Origin of the sequence: Curtobacterium sp. VKM Ac-1376 (assembly GCF_015351025.1) — a bacterium.
Taxonomy (GTDB): domain Bacteria; phylum Actinomycetota; class Actinomycetes; order Actinomycetales; family Microbacteriaceae; genus Curtobacterium.
The window spans coordinates 137,615-154,866 of sequence record NZ_JADKRV010000003.1 but is presented as its reverse complement, the minus strand read 5'-3'; the positions used below and the strand labels follow the sequence as shown (position 1 = coordinate 154,866).

Here is a 17,252-nt window from a genome sequence, read left to right as displayed (position 1 = left end):
GTTGTTTGTCATCGACGCGTCCTCGGGTCCAGGACGCCGTACATGACGTCCACGATGAAGTTGGCGATGAGCACCGACACGGTGATCATCAGGAAGAGGGCCTGCATGAGCGGGTAGTCCTGCCCGATCACGGCGTTGAACAGCAGGTAGCCGATGCCCGGGTAGCCGAACACCTGCTCGACCAGGACGGAACCGCCGACCACGCCACCGAGCGCCAGACCGAAGCCGGTCAGGTTCGGCAGGATCGCATTGCGGGCCGCGTAGCGGATGGCCACGGTGCGTCCGCGCAGGCCGTTCGCCTCGGCGAAGGTCACGTAGTCGTCACCGAGCGTGTTGATCATCGCGTTGCGCATGCCGATGATCCAGCCGCCGAGGCTCGTCACCAGGATCGTGACCGCCGGCAGCACCGCGTGCTGCAGGGCGTCCTCTGCGAAGTCGAGGTTCAGACCCGGCGTCGTCGTGGCCGAGTAGGCGCCCGTGGTCGGGAACCAGTGCAGCACGTAGCCGAGGAAGAACAGCAGGAGCAGGGCGGTCCAGAAGTACGGGAACGTCGACATGAAACTCCCCGACAGCGTCGGGAGCGAGTCGAGCCAGGTGCCGCGCTTCCACGCCGCTGCGACCCCGATCAGGGTGCCGAGCACGAACGCCAAGATCGTGACGACGCCGACCAGGATCAGCGTGTAGGGCAGGGCCTTCGACACGAGGTCGCCGACGGGCTGCGGGTAGAACGTGTAGCTCGTGCCGAAGTCGAGGGTGATGACCTGGTGCAGGTAGCTGACGTACTGGTCCCACAGGCTGCCGGTCGGGACGCCGAGCTGGGCCTCGATGGCCTTCTTGGTCGCGTCGGTGACGGGACCGTTCTGGCTGAGCTTCGCGAGCGCAGCGTCGGCAGGGCTGCCCGGCATCAGGCGCGGGAGCAGGAAGTTGAGCGTGACCGCGGCCCAGAGGGTCAGGACGAAGAGGACGAGTTTCTGGAGGATGTACTTCACTTCTGGTCCTCCTGCTGCTGGTCGCCCTGTTCCCGCAGGATCTGCTTGCCGGCGGCGCTGTCGCGCAGGCGGAGCTTGGTGAAGATGAGCAGCGGTGCGGAGTCGTAGTTCTGCGGTGCCATGTAGGGGTCCTCCGCACTCGGCCACCCGACGAACTTGCCGGTGTTGAACAGCCCCCAGAGGCCGCCGTAGTACATGCCGATGACGGGGAGCTCGTCGTAGACGGTCTGCTGCAGCTGGTCGAGGATCTCCTGCTGCTTCGCGGTGTCCGTCGTGGCCCTGTACTCGTCGAGGAGCTTCTGGGTGTCGGCGTTCTTGTAGCGCTCGTAGTTGTTGACGGTCGACTTGCCGACGGGCTGGTAGAACTCGCTGCTGAGCAGGGAGTTGAACGCCTGGTAGACGTCGCCGTTGCCCATGCCGCCCATCGCCATGTCGAACGTGCCGTTGTTGATGTTCTGCTGGTAGCCGGCGGGCTGCGGCGCCTGGATGGTGACCTTGATGCCGATCGCCGTCAGGTCGCGGCGGACCTCCTGCGCAGCACGGAGCCAGTCGGAGTAGCCGTTCGCGGTCATGATGTTGATGGACAGCTGTTTGCCGTCCTTCATGATCTTGCCGCCCTGCACCGTGTAGCCGGACTTCTCGAAGGACTCGAGCGCGGCCTTCGTGTCCTGCGTGACCATGCCCTGGTCGGGGATGTCCGGGTTGAGGTAGCGCTCCTGGTTCGGCAGGATCAGGCCGGTCTGGCCCGCCGCCGACAGGTTGCCCTCGGACGCGGTCTCGGCGATGTCGTCACGGTTCAGCGCGAGCGAGATCCCCCGGCGGACGTTGACGTCGTTGTACGGCGCCTTCGTGAGGTTCGGGATGAGGCCGATCACACCGCCGGCCGGGAACCACCACTCGTTCGTCTTGGACGCGGCACCCCAGGTGCCCTTCACGTCGGAGATGAACGAGTACGCCCAGTCGTAGCCGCGGGTGACGGTGTCGAGCTGCGTGTTCGTCGCCGGCAGGATGAGGTGCTTGATGGCGATCTTGTCGGCCTGCCAGTACTTCGGGTTCTTGTTCATCGAGTACTGCTGGTCGGTGTAGTTGCCGAGGACGAACGGACCGGTGCCGACCGGGTTCGGATCGCGCCAGGTCGTCGGGTCCTCCACGCCGCCCCAGTGGTCCTCGCCCAGGATGTACGTCTGCCCGATGATCGTCAGGCTCGGGACGTCCTCGCTCTTGAGGTGGAAGACGACGTGGTCACCGTCCTGCTCGATGCTCGTGATGTGCTGCCAGGCGCCCTTGACGTCCATGGCGGGGAACTTCTTGAGCAGGTCGAAGGTGAAGACCACGTCCTTCGCGCTGAACGGCGAACCGTCGGACCACTCGACACCGGAGCGGATCGTCATGTCGATGGTCTTCGCGTCGGGCTGGCTCCACGCGCTGGCGAGCCACGGGTTGCGCTTGCCGTCGAGGGGGTTCACCTCGATGAGGGGCTCGTACATCCACTTGGAGGCCGTGCGGGCGTTCGCGATGTACGGGTTGAAGTTGCGGTCGAACAGCGGGTTGCCGCGGTCGGCGTTGATGAGCATCGTGTCCTTGCCGATCGTGGGATCGGGTTCGGAGCGGACCTGGATGCTGCAGCCGGTGGCCACGAGGGCCACTGCGGCGAGGCCGGCGATGGCCGCGAGGAGACGGCCGCGTCGCCGGGGGCCTGGGTCGCGCTTGCCGCGCGTGCGCTGTGGGGGAAGCGTCATTGCTCGGTCGACCTCCATGTCGATTCGGTTCGTGCTCAATGTATGCGCTTACATCGCGGTGTGCAACCGCGGGTGTTGTTTGGCGGGGCGGCACGGTGGGCGGGGGCGTCGGGGCGTCGCACGGTGCGCATGCTCGCACGGTGCGAGGGGCGTCGCGCATGGTGCGAGGTTCCGTCCGTGGTGCGAGGCCGCCAGGGTCGCACTGAACACGGAACCTCGCACCACACGCCCCTCGCACGGTGCGAGCCGGGCGCCCGGCTACAGCGTGGGCGGGCAGCTCTCGCGCAACAGCACCTCGACGGGCAGGCGCACGGCGCGGGGCGGCCCCTCGCGGCGCTCGAGCCGGTCCACGATGGCCAGGACGGCAGCACGCCCGAGCGCCCCCATCGGCTGGTGCACCGTGGTCAGCCGGGGCGACGAGAACCGCCCGGCGTCGATGCCGTCGAACCCCGTCACGACGAGGTCCTCGGGCACGCGGAGCCCCCGGGCAGCAGCAGCGTCGAGCACCCCGAGCGCGGACTGGTCGTTCGAGCAGACGACGGCACGCGGCACGACGTCGGCGAGCAGCGCACCCGCGAGCTCCCGGGCCCGCACCCGCCCGAAGTCACCGTGCACGACCCGGACGGCCGACGCCGGCACCCCGTGGTCGGCCAGCGCGGCGCGGAAGCCTGCCGAGCGCTCCATGTCGTCCGGCGAGTCGATCGGCCCCGCGACGTACGCGAGCGACCGGATGCCGAGCTGCCCGATCACGTGCGACGCCAGGGTCCGCATGCCGGCCGCGTTGTCGACGCTGACGGAGTCGAACCCGTGGGAGCGCCGGTCGTCGGCGAGCACCACGACCGGGACACGTCGGGCGACGTGCTCGAGCAGGTCGTCCGGCACGGTCTGCGCCAGCACGGCGAGCCCGTCGACCCGACCGGCGACGTCGTTGACGATGACGTCGCGCGACGACCCCCGGCCGGCAGCGACCATGAGCGCGAGACCGCGCTGCCACGCCTCGGTCTCGGCGCCGCGCAGCACCTCGTCGAAGTACAGGTTCGAGGAGAACGGCTGCGTCACGTGCCGCCGGTCGTCGACCACGCGGACGCCGCCGTCGGTGACGAGGTCGGGTCGTTCGTCGGGGACCACGTCGAAGCCGGGCAGCAGCAGTCCCACGACGCCGGTGCGCTTGCCGGCGAGGGCGCGGGCGTTGCCGGAGGGGACGTAGCCGAGGGTCCGGATCGCCGCCTGGACGCGGTCCCTGGTGCCCTCGCGGACGGCATCGGGCGTGCGGAGCACGCGCGACACGGTGGCGATGGAGACGCCGGCTGCGGCGGCGACGTCGTAGACCGTGGGAGGTGCGGTGCGCTGGTCGGCCAACCCGTGCCTCCCGTCCGACGTCCGCTGGTGCCGCGCCTCGACCGTGCGGCCGGACCATCCTAGGCATGCCGCCCGCCGGGAGTTCTCCACACGCTGCCGGAAACGCTTGCGGGACGACACCGGGCGAGCGACACTGTTCCGACCTCAGTACGTCCCGTGAGGAAGCGCACCAGCGGGCCGCGTGCCCGCACCGATCAGGTTGCCCACACACAGGGGAAGGACACGACATGTCACAGTCGACACGTTCCGGGAGCAAGCTCGCCCTCCGCGCGAGCCACGACGAGGCCGAGGTGCGCGACGCGCTGCTCGAACGCACGGATTCCATCCGCACGTTCGACGACGTCGACGCGCCGCAGGAGTCGGCAGACCGCCCGTAGCGGCCCGCGCCCGGCCTCCCCCGACGTCACGGCCAGGAGGCCCGGTTCGCCGTCCCCACGCTGGTCGCGCCGTACGGGCGGTCACGCCCGCATGCTTCCGTGCGCTCGTGAGCGGCGCGCGCGTCAGCGTTCCGTGGCACCCACGATCGCCATACCCGCCCCGCGGAGGCGGCGTCGCTCCTGTGCGATGAAGCCGAGCAGTCGGTCGTTCGTACCGGCGACGTGCGCTGCGACCAGTTCCGCGGCGCGGTCGGCATCACCGTCGCGCACGGCGTCGAGGATGGCGCTGTGTTCCTGCCACGCGGCGTCGCGCGCCTCGGGGGTGCGGACCTCGATCCACCGGGTGCGCTCCAACCGCGTCAGCGCGTCGGCGACGGCGTCCGTGATGAACCGGTTGCCGCCGAGCGCCGCGAGGTCGAGGTGGAACGTCGACCCCATCCGGATGCCGGCCTGCTGGTCCGGGGTGGGCCGGAGCGCGTCGAGGTGCCCGCGGACCTCGGCGAGCTGCTGAGCGCTGGCGCGGGCGACCGCGAGCCGGACGGCCGCCGGCTCGAGGATCCCGCGCAGTTCGGCCAGGGAGGCGATCTCGTCGAGGTCGATGGGCGTGACCGTCCACGAGCGCCCCTCGTGCAGGATGAGCCCCTCGCGCTCGAGCCGCGACAGTGCGGCTCGGACGGGCGTGCGCGAAGCATGGAACCGGGCCTCGAGGCCGCGCTCCGAGATGCGCTCACCGGGTGCGATGTCGAGGGTCAGGATGGCTGCGCGCAGGTTGTCGTAGAGCTGGGCCGTCTGCGACACGGGCTCGTCGTCGGTCGTGTCGGTCACGGCGGACAAGCCTAGCGGCGTGTTGTCCTGAATGGTATACCGTCATGGTATACCAATTGCTTCCAGGATGGAACGACGCCATGTCCACGACGAACGCACCGCAGCAGCGCACACCGCGGACCACCGCGATCGGGGCCCGGGCATGGACCATGCTCGCCCTCGGGGTCGCCGCCCAGGCCGCCGGCACGCTCGTGGTGTCCGCGCCGGCGCTCCTCATCCCGTACCTGCACGCACACGGCACGTCGCTGCCCGTCGCGGGACTGCTCGCCGCCGCCCCCACCTTCGGCATGGTCCTGACGCTCATCGCCTGGGGAGCGATCACCGACCGCTTCGGGGAACGGGTGGTCATCGCCGGTGGGCTGGTGCTCACCACGCTCGCGGTGGTCGGTGCGTGGGCCGCGGCGGGCGACCCGGTGCTGCTCGGCCTCGCGTTCCTGGCCGCCGGCATGACGAGCGCGTCGACGAACGCCGCCAGCGGCCGCGTCGTCGTGGGCTGGTTCCCGAAGGAGCGCCGAGGGCTCGCGATGGGCATCCGGCAGATGTCCCAGCCCCTCGGGGTGACGCTCGCAGCGGTGACCGTCCCGCAGCTCGCCGAGGGGTCCGGCATCCGAGCCGCACTGGTGCTGCCGATCGTGCTGTGCGCGGTGCTCGCCGTCTGCTGCACGGTCGGGATCACGGACCCGCCGCGTCCGGCCCGTGCTGCCGTGGCTGCGGCGGTGACCGCCAACCCGTACCGGTCGAACGGGTTCCTGTGGCGGGTGCACGCGGTGTCGGCGCTGCTGGTCGTGCCGCAGTTCACGCTGTCGACGTACGGGTTGGTCTGGCTCGTGGGCCTGGGCTGGCCGACCCCGGCAGCGGGCCTGCTGGTGGGCGGTTCACAGTTCGTCGGCGCGATCGGTCGGATCCTGGTCGGTGTCTGGAGTGACCGCGTCGGGTCCCGCGTCGGACCGCTGCGCATCGTCGCGGTGAGCGCCGCGGTGGTGATGGCCGTGCTCGCGCTCGTGGACACGACGCACCTGGCCGGAGCGGCGGTGTTCCTGGTGCTCGCGACGAGCGTCACGGTCGCCGACAACGGGTTGGCCTACACGTCGGTCGCCGAGGCGGCGGGGCCGTTCTGGTCCGGCCGGGCGCTCGGCGCGCAGAACACCGGGCAGTTCGTCGCGGCGAGCGTCGTCGGTCCGGGGATGGGTGCCCTGGTCGGTGCGCTCGGCTTCGCGGCGTCGTTCGGCATCGTCGCGGTGCTCCCGCTGCTCGCGGTGCCCCTCGTCCCCCGCAGCGACCGCTCGCACGACTGAGCGGGAGCGACCTGCGCGACCGTGCGCCGCACCAGACCACGGACTGCGAGGCTCCGGTTCCGGGCCGCGCCGAACACGTCGTCCTCGGTTGCGTCCGGATGACGAGGACGCGTGGTGCCGTTCGACGCTCAGCCGAGGTGCACGACCGGACCTGACGGGAGCAGCTCCTCCTTGGATCCGCGGATCATGAAGAACGAGATCGGCGCGGCGACGAGCACTGCGATCGCGGCCCCGACGAACGCTGCCGAGTACCCGTCGACGAGGGCCCCGAGCCCCGTGGCGGCGCTGCCTGCCGCGGCCGAGGCGTAGAGGTTCGTGTACACCGCGAGACCGATCGAACCGCCGATCTGCATCATCGCGTTCGACGTGGCGCTGGCGGCGCCCGCCTCGTGCGGGGCGACGCCGGCGAGTGCGAGGTTCTGCATCGGCACGAAGATCGCGGCAAGGCCCACGCCCATGACGATCAGGGCGGGCAGCACTTCGACGGCGTAGGAGCCGTCAGTGGTCACTCGCGACAGCCAGAACAGGCCGACGGCCGCGACGAGCGGCCCGACGATCATGAGGACGCGGGGCCCGATGGCGGGCAGCAGCTTCGTGAACACCGGGGCGAGGATCATGATGACGACGGTCATCGGCAGGGTGGCGATCCCCGCCTCGAGCGGGCCGAAACCGAGCACGATCTGCAGGTGGAACGTGAGGTAGAGCAGCGCGCCGATCATGACGCTCCCGACGAGGAGCTGCACGAGGAACGCCCCGCCTCGCACCCGGTTGGTCAGGACGCTGAGCGGCAGCAAGGGGTGATCGCTGCGCTTCTCCACGAGGACGAACAGAGCGAGCAAGCCCATGCCGAGCGCGATGAAGCCGATGACCACCGGGTCACCCCAGCCATCTTCGGCCTGCGTGAAGCCGTAGACCAACGACGCGAGACCGAGTGCGACGACGATCGTGCCGGCGATGTCGAGCCGGTTGTCGCCCTCGGCCTTGCTCTCACCCACGACGAGGACAGCCGCAACGATCGCCACGAGCACGACGGGCACGTTGACGAGCAGGCACCAGCGCCAGCTGGCGTACTCGGTGAGCACGCCGCCGAGAACGAGGCCGACGGCGGCGCCGGCACCCGAGATCGCGCCGAAGACGGCGAACGCCGTGTTGCGCTCGCGACCGCGCGTGAAGGTGGTCGTCAGCACGGCGAGCGCGGCCGGGGCGAGCAATGCGGCGAAGGCGCCCTGCAGCGCGCGGGCGACGACGAGCAGCTCGCCGGTCGAGACGAGGCCGCCGAGTGCCGACGCGGCACCGAAGCCGACCATCCCGACGATGAACGTACGCTTGCGGCCCCAGAAATCGGAGATGCGGCCGCCGAGCAGCAACAGCGCTCCGAAGGCGAGAGCGTACGCGGTGACGACCCACTGGCGGCTCTCGTCGCTGAGGCCGAGCTCGGCCTGCGCCTGCGGCAGGGCGATGTTCACGATGGTGCCGTCGAGCACGACGACGAGCTGGGCGAGGCCGACGATGACGAGCACCCACCAGCGCCTGGACGAGGGATGCGCGGTGTCGGTGGTCGGGACAGATCCGGTTGCTGAGGTGGTCACTGGTCTCCTGGTGCGGGTGCGGGTCCTGCCGTGCTGTGGGCACCCGCCCCGCACTCGTCACCCCGGACTTCCGCGATGACGGGAGGCGAGGCGGGTACGGGAGGCACCTGTCACGACACGGGGACCCGACCATCCTACCTACTGGTTGGTTGTTTCGGTGCGGGGTATCTTCGGCGGATGGCCTATCACGCAGAGGAGACCCGACGGCGCATCCTCGGTGCCGCGACCGACGAGTTCTCTGCACGGGGCCTGGCCGGGGCGCGCGTCGACCGCATCGCCGCAGCGGCGGGCTGCAGCAAGGAGCGGATCTACGCCAACTTCGGGGACAAGGAGTCGTTGTTCACCACGGTGCTGAACCGTTCCTTCTCCGAGCTCGGTGCGGCGGTGGCGAGGACCAGTGCGCCGGGCAGCGGGGTCGACAGTGTCGCCGACTTCGCTGTGGCAGTGTTCGACCACTTCGTCGACAACCCGGCGAACCAGCGGCTGCTGAGCTGGGCCCGATTGGAGGACACGCACGACTGGCAGGCGTCGTTCGCCGTGCTCGCATCCGTGCGCGAGGCGTCGACGGCAGAGCTCCTGCGGCTCAGCACGGGCACCACCCGATGGTCGTTGGACGATGTCTTCGTCCTCGTGCTGTCGATCGCGACGGCGTGGTCATTGCTGCCGAGGGTGGACGGGGCCGCTGGTGTCGTGCCCGACGTCGACGAGCAACGCGAGATCGTGCACGGTGCGGTGGCCCGCCTTCTCGTGTGACAGACGGACCGCCCTAGCGGCGACGGCGGGTTCCGTGGGGATCGGTCCGCCGCGCCGGGTCGGACGGGAGGCCCGGTACCAGCCGGCACCGGGCCTCCCGTCCGTCGTTCTGTCACCGCTCAGGCAGCCGGCACCGCCGGTCCCACCGGCCAGCGCAGCAGCGCCGCCGCCGGAGTCCCGTTCGGCAGTGACGCGGCGTTCACGAGCAGCAGCTCCGCGTCGGTGAGGGCGATCGCCCGGACCAGTGCGCACACCGCCGGGACCGGCCCGATGACGGGTGCCCCGGCGGCCTGTTCGGGTGCGGTGGCGATCCAGGGGACCGCCCCGAGCGCGAGCAACGTCCGGTCACCGATGGCACCGGCGTCGATGGCGACGACCGATGCCTGCGCCTGCTGCAGTGCGTCCACGACGGAGCCGAGCCCGGCGACCGTCTGGTTGTCGCCCCGACCGACGTGGGTGCGGAGCAGGTCCTCGAAGTCGTGCCTGCGGGTCGCGATGACGCGTGCGAGGGCGATGTCGACGTGCTCGACGAGCGCGGTCTCCGATGCGTCCGAGGCCCGGGTGTCGACGGGGACCTCGGAGACGACGGCGCGGGACTCGGTGGAGAGCTGGTCGAGCAGGAGGCCGCGTGCGCGGATGTCACCCGCGACGACGATGAGCTTCGGCTGGAGCCGCCGGAAGGCCTCGTCGATGGCCGTGGCGACCTCGTTCTGGTTGTCGCGCCAGATCTCCTCGGTGTGGTGCTGCCAGCGCAGGTGCGCCCATCCGCCGCCCTGGAACTTGTGGAGCGTGTCGGTCCGGCCCTGCACGCGCTGCTCGTCGCGCTGGTCCGGCACGTCGGCGTGCCCGAGGCGGTAGGCACGGTAGCCGCCGCCTTCGCGGCCGACCTCGACCACCAGGAAGGGCAGGTCGAGCGGGCGGTGTGCCAGGAGCGGCAGCAGGTCGGGGACGGGGTCGTGTCCGACCGAGGTCGGGGCGTGCATCTCGCCGGGCAGGACCTCGCTGAGCACGAGTTCGCCGTCGTGGACGAGCACGTACCGGCTGACCGGCGCCGGGACACCGGGGGTCTCCTCGAGCTCGGCCATCACGGTGTCGATCACCTCGGCGTCGGCTCCGGCCGATCGCAGCATGTCCTCGGCCTTCCGGCGCTGCAGCGCGGCGAGGTGCTGCGGGTCCTCGCGGTCGCCTGAAGCGTCCACGTACGCCCAGGTCCAGGTGCCGCCGCGCTTCAGCCGTTCGGCGATGCCGGACTGCAGGTGCGGTGCCTCATTCTGCGTCAGTGCCATCGGTGCTGCCCTCCCCGGTCTCGGTGCTGTACACGGTCGGATCGGCGCCGTCGCCCTCGCCGCTGGGCAGGGGGTCGGCCAGGTCCGCGTCGTCCTCGGGGAGCACGTTGGTGGCGTCGTCCTGCAACTCGCCCTCGAGCTCGCCGTCGTAGCCGGAGGCGGTGACCGTCTCCGGGTCGTCGGTGTCGTCGGGGACGGGCTCGGACTGCCGGAACTCCTCGACGTGCGCGTTGCTGCCGTGCCCCTGGACGATGCTCTGCGCCTCGTGCGCGAGCTGCTCGTCGAGTTCGGCGCGGTGGGTGGTGTTCCCGCGTTCGGTCATCGCTTCTCCTCCCGGTCGTGCCGCCGGCGGCCATCGCCGTCCGGGGCGTCGGTGTCTGCTCTGGCACCCCACGCTCCGCGCCCGGACCTGGGGCCGTTCCAAGGTCTGCCGGGAATGCGCAGTGTCGGTACGGTCACGAAACCTCGACGGCGTTCGGTTCTGTGATTGGGTGATGGGAACCCCGATCAACGACGAACGGAGTGTGGCAATGGCGCCACCGGAACGACCCATCACGAGACGACACCTGTTGGGCCTCGGCCTCGGCACGGCGGCGGCGGGACTCCTCGCCGGCTGTGCGGTCCCGGGCTCGACCAACGTGAACAAGGCGGCCCTCGTGCCCGCCGCCGCATCGGGTGAGACCGTCCAGCTCACCTACTGGGCCTGGCTCAAGGACCTGCAGAAGGTCTGCGACGTCTGGAACACGACGCACCCGGACATCCAGGTCTCGGCGAACTGGATCCCCGGTGGCAACGCCGGCGGGTACCAGAAGATGTACTCCGCGCTCGCAGCCGGTGGCGGGCCCGACATCGGGCAGGTCGAGCTGCGGCAGATCCCCGAGTTCATGCTCGCCAACGGCCTGGTCGACCTGGCCCGGTACGGCGCGAAGGACTTCGAGTCGAAGTACGACGAGGCAGCCTGGGCACAGGTGTCGTTCGTCGACGGCATCTACGGCATCCCGCAGGACACCGGGCCGATGGGCTTCTACTACCAGACGGCGATCCTCGAGCAGGCCGGCGGTGAACCCCCGACGACGTGGGAGGAGTGGCGTGAACTGGCCGACAAGGTCCGCAGCACCGGCAAGCAGAACTACCTCGAGGTGTTCCCCGTCGCCGACGCGTCGCCGTTCGCCGCCTATGCGCAACAGGCAGGTGCCCGCTGGTTCAGGGTCGACGGTGATGAGTGGGTCGTCGACATGACCGACGACGAGACCCTGATGGTCGCCGATTTCTTCGACCGCGCGATCGACGACGAGCTCGTCGACACGAGCGCCGGCGCGTACTCCCCCGGCTGGTACGCCGCGGCCGCGAGCGGCAGGATCGCCGCGGTCACGAGCGCGAGCTGGGGCGACGCCCTGATCGAGTCGGTGCAGGGCGGCGAGGGCAAGTGGAAGGTCGCCCCGATGCAGAAGTGGGGCGTCGACGGGTTCGGGTCGAGCGCGATCGGCGGCTCGACCGCCGCCGTCCTGGCGAACGCGAAGCACCCCAAGGAGGCGCTCGAGTTCATCACGTGGATGACCACCTCCAAGGAAGGCATCGACGCGATGATCAAGTACTGCGGGATCGGCTGGTCGCCCGCCGTCGACTACATCGGTGCGCAGCGTCAGCAGCCGAGCAAGTGGTTCTCCGGGCAGAACTACAACGAAGAGGTCTTCGTGCCGGCGTCCCGGGAGCAGAACATCGAGTGGTCGTGGTCCCCGGTGACCCAGTCCGCCTTCACGTCGCTGCAGAACCAGTTCCGCCGCAAGCTCACCTCGGGCCTCAAGCTCAGCGACGCGGTGGAGCTCGCACAGCGGGAGATCGTCCAGTCCTTCAAGGACAAGGGCCTCAGCGTCAGGACGGCACGATGACCCAGCAGACCACGACCCGGCAGACCACCGGCCGGGCGGGCACCACGACGCCCGCGTTCCGCACGAGCACGAAGGCCACGAGCGCGCAGAAGCGTGCGCCGTGGATCCTGCTCGCCCCGTTCCTCGCACTGTTCCTGCTGACCTTCGTCATCCCGATCGTCAGTGCCCTGTTCCAGTCGTTCACCACCGTCGACCGCGAGGGCCTGTTCGGTGAGGACGGCGTGGTCGGCCGGTTCGCCGGGTTCGACAACTACGCGATCGCCCTGCAGGACAGCGGGTTCGTCGCCTCGATCGGCCGCATGCTCCTGTTCGGCATCGTGCAGGTCCCGGTGATGATCATCGCCTGCACGATCCTCGCGTTGCTGCTCGAGTCGGCGAGTGCTCGCTGGCCGGGCTTCTTCCGGGCGATCTACTTCATGCCCTACGGCGTCCCCGGCGTCATCGCGACGATCCTGTGGTCGTTCCTGTACGTGCCCGGCCTGTCGCCGATCGTGTCGCTGCTGCAGTCGATGGGGCTGCAGCCGGACTTCCTCGGCGCGAACAGCGTGCTGTGGTCGATCGCGAACATCGTCACGTGGACCTACACCGGCTACAACATGCTCATCATCGTGGCGCAGCTGAAGTCCATCCCGGGCGAGGTCTACGAGGCCGCGAAGGTCGACGGCGCGAACGCGTTCCAGGTCGCGTGGCGGATCCAGATCCCGCTCATCGCGCCGGCCCTGGTGCTCACGACGGTGTTCTCGATCATCGGCACGCTGCAACTCTTCGCGGAGCCGCAGATCCTGTCGACGGTCGCCCCGGCGATCGACACCGAGTACACGCCGAACTACGCCGCGTACACGAACGCGTTCGCGTTCAACGAGTACGGCGTCGCGAGTGCGCAGGCGGTCATCATCGCCCTGGCCGCGTTCATCCTGTCGTTCACGTTCCTCGCGCTGACGAACCGCCCACCCAAGGACGAACGCGACCGGCGCAAGCGCGCACGGCGCGACGGCCGGGAGGCCCGCACCGCGCTCCAGACGCGCGCTGCGGCGGGCAGCACGGTCACCACCCGAGCCGACCCGGGCCTCTCCCCAATAGCACGGCCGGAACGTCGCTCCGCAAGCTCCGCGACGCTCCGGAACCGGCCACCGGGGGCCCAGGCCGGTCGCGTCGCGACCACCGAAGGGACTGACCGATGACCAGCGAAGCCATCGAAGCGCCGTCCACGGCGAAGTCCGCCGTCCCCGTGGACACCACGTCGATCTCGGCGCACCAGCGCCGGAAGCTCGACCGGTCCCCGCGGTCGCAGATCGTCGTGACGGGGATCCTCGTCGTCGTCGCGCTGTACTTCATCGTCCCGCTGTACTGGGTCGTCATCGCCGCGACGAAGACCACCGGAGCACTGTTCTCGACGAACGGGTTCTGGTTCGGTGGCGAGTTCGCGCTCTGGAGCAACCTGCAGCAGGTGTTCACGTACGACGGCGGCATCTTCGTCCGGTGGATCGCGAACAGCATCCTGTACTCCGGCGTCGGTGCGGTCCTGGCGACCTACTTCGCCGCGGCCGGCGGGTACGCGCTGGCGAAGTACGAGTTCCCGGGCCGACAGTTCGTGTTCGGCACGATCCTCGGCGGCGTGCTCGTGCCGGGGACGGCGACGGCGCTGCCGCTGTTCCTGCTGTTCTCGTCCATGGGCCTGACGGACACGTACTGGAGCGTGCTCATCCCGAGCCTGGTGTCGCCGTTCGGCCTGTTCCTGTGCCGCGTGTACGCCGCCGCGTCGGTGGACACCACCCTGCTCGAACAGGCACGCATCGACGGTGCCGGTGAACTGCGGATCTTCCACACCGTGGTGCTCCGGCAGATGACCCCGGCGCTCGTCACCGTGTTCCTGTTCCAGGTGGTCGGCATCTGGAACAACTTCTTCCTGCCGCTCATCATGCTGGCAGACCAGAAGCTGTACCCGATCACACTGGGACTGAACAACTGGCGCTCGCAGGTCGACCGCCTGCCGGAGTTCTACCAGCTCACCACCGGCGGGGTGCTCGTCTCGGTCATCCCGCTCGTCATCGCCATCATCGTCCTCCAGCGCTTCTGGCGCGGAGGCCTCACGGAAGGATCGGTCAAGGGTTGACCATCACCGCACTCTTGTCCACCGCCCCCGGCTCCGACTCACGACTGGCACCCCGAGCCTGGTTGCACACCGACGCCCCGTCCCTGTCGCTGAACGGCGACTGGCGGTTCCGGTGGTCGCCCGTCGCCTCCGTCTCCGAGGACTTCGCGACCGACGGTCCGGTGGACGACGACCCGGCCTGGGGTGAGCTGCCGGTGCCGTCGCACTGGGTGCTGCACGGGCACGGGGCACCGAGCTACACGAACCTGCAGTACCCGTTCCCGATCGACCCGCCGCACCCGCCGGAGGAGAACCCGACCGGGGACCACCGCCGCACGTTCGAGCTGCCGTCGTCGTTCGACGGCGCCGGCCGGGTGCTGCTGCGGTTCGACGGGGTCGAGTCGCACTTCCGGGTGTGGCTGAACGGGACGCTGGTCGGCTGGTCGACGGGGTCGCGCCTGGCGACCGAGTTCGACGTCACCGAACTGCTGCGCCCGGGGGCGAACGAGCTCGCCGTGCGGGTGCACCAGTGGTCGGCGGCGTCCTACCTGGAGGACCAGGACCAGTGGTGGCTGCCGGGCATCTTCCGTGACGTCACCCTGCTCGCCCGGCCCACGGCGCCGATCGACGACGTGTTCGTCCGCGCCGGGTGGCGAGCGACGCTCGGCACGGCTGCGTCAGCGGGCACCGCGGCGTCGGGACGGCCGGAGACGGGGACCGGCACGATCACGTTCCCGACGCTCGACGCGGCGTTCCCGGTGCGGTTCGCGGTGCCCGACCTGGGCGTCGACGTGACCTGGGCCACGGCGGACGACGTCGCGCCGATCGAGGTCGAGGGCGTCGAGCCGTGGAGTGCCGAGCTGCCGAAGCTCTACGACGCCACGCTGTCCACGGGGAGCGGCTCGGGTGGCGAGACCGTGTCGCTCCGGCTCGGGTTCCGCACCGTGTCGATCGTCGGCGACCGGTTCCTGGTGAACGGCGAGCGCGTCGTGTTCCACGGCGTGAACCGGCACGAGACCCACCCCGTGCGCGGCCGGGTGTTCGACGAGGAGCACGCCCGCGCCGACATGGCGCTCATGAAGCGGAACAACGTCAACGCCATCCGCACCTCGCACTACCCGCCGCACCCCCGCGTGCTCGACCTGGCCGACGAGCTCGGGTTCTGGGTGATCCTGGAGTGCGACCTCGAGACCCACGGGTTCCTGTTCACCGACTGGGTCGGCAGCCCCTCCGACGACCCGGCGTGGGCGGACGCGTACCTCGACCGCATCGCCCGGACCGTCGAGCGCGACAAGAACCACGCGTCGATCGTGATGTGGTCGCTCGGCAACGAGTCCGGCACCGGCCGGAACCTCGCGGCGATGTCGCAGTGGGTGCACGACCGCGACGCCGAGCGCCCAGTGCACTACGAGGGCGACTACACGGGCGAGTACACGGACGTCTACTCGCGGATGTACCCGACGCTGCAGGAGACCGAGTCGATCGGTGGCGGCACCCCGACGCCCCTGCTCGGCTGCGGCCCGGCCGAGGCCGCACGACAGCGGTCGAAGCCCTTCATCCACTGCGAGTACGTGCACGCGATGGGCAACGGCCCCGGGCAGATCGCCGAGTACGAGGCCCTGGTCGAACGGTACCCACGGCTGCACGGCGGGTTCGTGTGGGAGTGGCGGGACCACGGCCTGCTCGCGAAGACGCCCACGGGCGAGGACTACTACGCCTACGGCGGGGACTTCGGCGAGGTCGTGCACGACGGCAACTTCGTGATGGACGGCCTGGTGCTGCCCGACGACACCCCGACACCGGGGCTCGCCGAGTTCGCCGCCGTCGTGGCCCCGATCCGCCTGGCGGTCTCGGACACCACGGTGCTGGTCGAGAACCGGTACCACTCGGCCTCGACCGCCGGGCTCCGGCTGTGCTGGACCCTGTCGCGGAACGGCGTCGTCGAGGCCTCGGGGCGACTGTCCACGGGAATCGTCGCCGCCCGCGAGTCGGCGACGGTCCCGGTGCCCGCAGAGGTGCTCGACGCGGCCACGTCCGAACCCGCACCCGGCGACGAGCTCTGGTTCGACCTGACCGTGGAACTGGCGGGGCCGACCGCGTGGGCGGACACCGGCCACGTCGTCGCACGCACCCAGCGGCTCGTCGCGGCGCGCGCGGCGGACGCACCACGGGCCTCCCGGCAGGGGTGGGACGGCGACCGACTCGGCGAAGGCGTGTTCACCGCCCGCGGCGACCTGGTGTCCTGGAAGGGCCACGAGGTCGCCGGGCCCCGCCTGGAGCTCTGGCGCGCACCGACCGACAACGACAGCCTGGCGTCACAGGGCGGCTACGAGACCGCCGACCCGGTGTTCACGCACGGTGTCGGTGACCCGGACGCTCCCCCGTCGGCCTCGCGCTGGCGCGACCGCGGGCTGGACCGGCTGACGCACCGGCTCGTGTCGATGTCGCGCACCGACTCCGGTCTGGAACAGCATGTGCGGGTCGCGGCGGCGAACAGCGGGTGGGGCCTCGAGGTCACGCACCGCTGGACCCTGACGTCCGACGGGCTCGTGCTGCAGACCGACGCCGTGCCGTTCGGCGCCTGGGACGTCACGTGGCCGCGGATCGGGGTGCGGTTCGACCTGCCCGCGTCGCTGGCCGATGCGGACGCCACCTGGTTCGGGACCGGACCGCTGGAGTCGTACGCCGATTCTTCGCACGCTGCCCGTGTCGGCCGGTTCACCGCGCCGGTGCGGTCGCTCGGGGCGGAGTACTCACGGCCGCAGGAGACCGGGCACCGACCCGACCTGCGGGAGCTGTCCGTCGGGCCGTTCACCGTATCGACGGTCGGGTCGCACCGTGCGGGGTTCACCCTGTCGCCGTGGACCGCGCAGCAGATCGACCGCGCCGAGCACCCGTACGAGCTGCCGACGTCAGACCACCTGTACCTGTACCTCGATGCCGCGCAGCACGGGCTCGGCAGCCGGGCGTGCGGACTCGACGTGCTGCCGGAGCACCAGCTCTGGCCGCAGGCGTTCAGTTGGAGCGTGCTGCTGGGCTAGGCGGGGTCGGCTCTACCG

13 protein-coding genes and 1 pseudogene are annotated in these 17,252 nt (G+C 70.3%); 7 read left to right on the top strand and 7 right to left on the bottom strand.

The window, feature by feature from the left end:
- Positions 1-8 precede the first annotated feature (8 nt).
- The 3 genes from ITJ56_RS05600 to ITJ56_RS05590 all read right to left on the bottom strand — a co-directional run bounded on the left by ITJ56_RS05600 (position 9) and on the right by ITJ56_RS05590 (position 4,087).
- A complete protein-coding gene (locus tag ITJ56_RS05600) occupies positions 9-989 on the bottom strand; it encodes an ABC transporter permease (protein ID WP_194628511.1) in 981 nt (326 codons plus the stop codon).
- Complete coding sequence (locus ITJ56_RS05595) at positions 986-2,728, bottom strand: ABC transporter substrate-binding protein (RefSeq protein WP_228517227.1); 1,743 nt, start codon at positions 2,726-2,728, stop codon at positions 986-988. Before ITJ56_RS05595 ends, ITJ56_RS05600 begins: the two co-directional genes overlap by 4 nt.
- A 258-nt stretch (positions 2,729-2,986) precedes the next feature.
- The gene (locus tag ITJ56_RS05590) at positions 2,987-4,087 is read right to left on the bottom strand and encodes a LacI family DNA-binding transcriptional regulator (protein WP_194628509.1); all 1,101 of its coding nucleotides are present in this window, start codon (positions 4,085-4,087) and stop codon (positions 2,987-2,989) included.
- A 227-nt stretch (positions 4,088-4,314) separates the two neighbouring features.
- Here ITJ56_RS05590 and ITJ56_RS05585 point away from each other — a divergent pair, with 227 nt between their 5' ends.
- The gene (locus tag ITJ56_RS05585; protein ID WP_194628507.1) at positions 4,315-4,464 is read left to right on the top strand and encodes a hypothetical protein; all 150 of its coding nucleotides are present in this window, start codon (positions 4,315-4,317) and stop codon (positions 4,462-4,464) included.
- A gap of 123 nt (positions 4,465-4,587) precedes the next feature.
- Here the strand turns inward: ITJ56_RS05585 and ITJ56_RS05580 are convergent, their stop codons facing one another.
- Complete coding sequence (locus tag ITJ56_RS05580; protein ID WP_323749728.1) at positions 4,588-5,289, bottom strand: GntR family transcriptional regulator; 702 nt, start codon at positions 5,287-5,289, stop codon at positions 4,588-4,590.
- An 80-nt stretch (positions 5,290-5,369) separates the two neighbouring features.
- On the opposite strand from ITJ56_RS05580, the gene ITJ56_RS05575 reads away from it, so the two are divergent.
- Positions 5,370-6,584 carry an MFS transporter gene (locus tag ITJ56_RS05575; protein ID WP_194628503.1) on the top strand — a complete coding sequence of 405 codons (1,215 nt, stop codon included), beginning with the start codon at positions 5,370-5,372 and terminating at the stop codon, positions 6,582-6,584.
- 128 nt (positions 6,585-6,712) lie between these two features.
- Here the strand turns inward: ITJ56_RS05575 and ITJ56_RS05570 are convergent, their stop codons facing one another.
- Positions 6,713-8,173, bottom strand: coding sequence for an MFS transporter (locus ITJ56_RS05570; protein ID WP_323749727.1), 1,461 nt, complete (start codon positions 8,171-8,173; stop codon positions 6,713-6,715).
- Positions 8,174-8,350: 177 nt separating this feature from the next.
- Between ITJ56_RS05570 and ITJ56_RS05565 the strand changes: the two genes are divergently transcribed.
- On the top strand, positions 8,351-8,926 hold the full coding sequence (locus tag ITJ56_RS05565; RefSeq protein WP_194628501.1) for a TetR/AcrR family transcriptional regulator: 576 nt from the start codon (positions 8,351-8,353) through the stop codon (positions 8,924-8,926).
- Between the two features lie 119 nt (positions 8,927-9,045).
- Here the strand turns inward: ITJ56_RS05565 and ITJ56_RS05560 are convergent, their stop codons facing one another.
- Entirely contained in the window at positions 9,046-10,212 is a 1,167-nt protein-coding gene (locus tag ITJ56_RS05560) for a Vms1/Ankzf1 family peptidyl-tRNA hydrolase (RefSeq protein ID WP_194628499.1), read from the bottom strand.
- On the bottom strand, positions 10,193-10,534 hold the full coding sequence (locus ITJ56_RS05555; RefSeq protein ID WP_194628497.1) for a hypothetical protein: 342 nt from the start codon (positions 10,532-10,534) through the stop codon (positions 10,193-10,195). The genes ITJ56_RS05560 and ITJ56_RS05555 overlap by 20 nt, the downstream gene beginning before the upstream one ends.
- 208 nt (positions 10,535-10,742) lie before the next feature.
- Between ITJ56_RS05555 and ITJ56_RS05550 the strand changes: the two genes are divergently transcribed.
- The 4 genes and pseudogenes from ITJ56_RS05550 to ITJ56_RS05535 all read left to right on the top strand — a co-directional run bounded on the left by ITJ56_RS05550 (position 10,743) and on the right by ITJ56_RS05535 (position 17,234).
- Positions 10,743-12,101 (top strand): extracellular solute-binding protein, encoded by a 1,359-nt coding sequence (locus ITJ56_RS05550; RefSeq protein WP_194628495.1) that lies wholly within the window; start codon positions 10,743-10,745, stop codon positions 12,099-12,101.
- 80 nt (positions 12,102-12,181) lie between these two features.
- Positions 12,182-13,063: pseudogene (locus ITJ56_RS05545) on the top strand (carbohydrate ABC transporter permease); the annotation flags it as partial.
- 215 nt (positions 13,064-13,278) lie between these two features.
- A complete protein-coding gene (locus ITJ56_RS05540) occupies positions 13,279-14,214 on the top strand; it encodes a carbohydrate ABC transporter permease (RefSeq protein WP_194628493.1) in 936 nt (311 codons plus the stop codon).
- Positions 14,211-17,234: a glycoside hydrolase family 2 TIM barrel-domain containing protein gene (locus ITJ56_RS05535; RefSeq protein WP_194628491.1), complete on the top strand. Its 3,024-nt coding sequence runs from the start codon at positions 14,211-14,213 to the stop codon at positions 17,232-17,234. The genes ITJ56_RS05540 and ITJ56_RS05535 overlap by 4 nt, the downstream gene beginning before the upstream one ends.
- Positions 17,235-17,252: the final 18 nt, after the last annotated feature.

Coding starts and splice junctions, on each gene's coding strand:
- ITJ56_RS05550 (WP_194628495.1), top strand. CDS start 10,743: ATGGCGCCACCGGAACGACCCATCACGAGACGACACCTGTTGGGCCTC.
- ITJ56_RS05555 (WP_194628497.1), bottom strand. CDS start 10,534: ATGACCGAACGCGGGAACACCACCCACCGCGCCGAACTCGACGAGCAG.
- ITJ56_RS05585 (WP_194628507.1), top strand. CDS start 4,315: ATGTCACAGTCGACACGTTCCGGGAGCAAGCTCGCCCTCCGCGCGAGC.
- ITJ56_RS05595 (WP_228517227.1), bottom strand. CDS start 2,728: ATGACGCTTCCCCCACAGCGCACGCGCGGCAAGCGCGACCCAGGCCCC.
- ITJ56_RS05560 (WP_194628499.1), bottom strand. CDS start 10,212: ATGGCACTGACGCAGAATGAGGCACCGCACCTGCAGTCCGGCATCGCC.
- ITJ56_RS05575 (WP_194628503.1), top strand. CDS start 5,370: ATGTCCACGACGAACGCACCGCAGCAGCGCACACCGCGGACCACCGCG.
- ITJ56_RS05540 (WP_194628493.1), top strand. CDS start 13,279: ATGACCAGCGAAGCCATCGAAGCGCCGTCCACGGCGAAGTCCGCCGTC.
- ITJ56_RS05565 (WP_194628501.1), top strand. CDS start 8,351: ATGGCCTATCACGCAGAGGAGACCCGACGGCGCATCCTCGGTGCCGCG.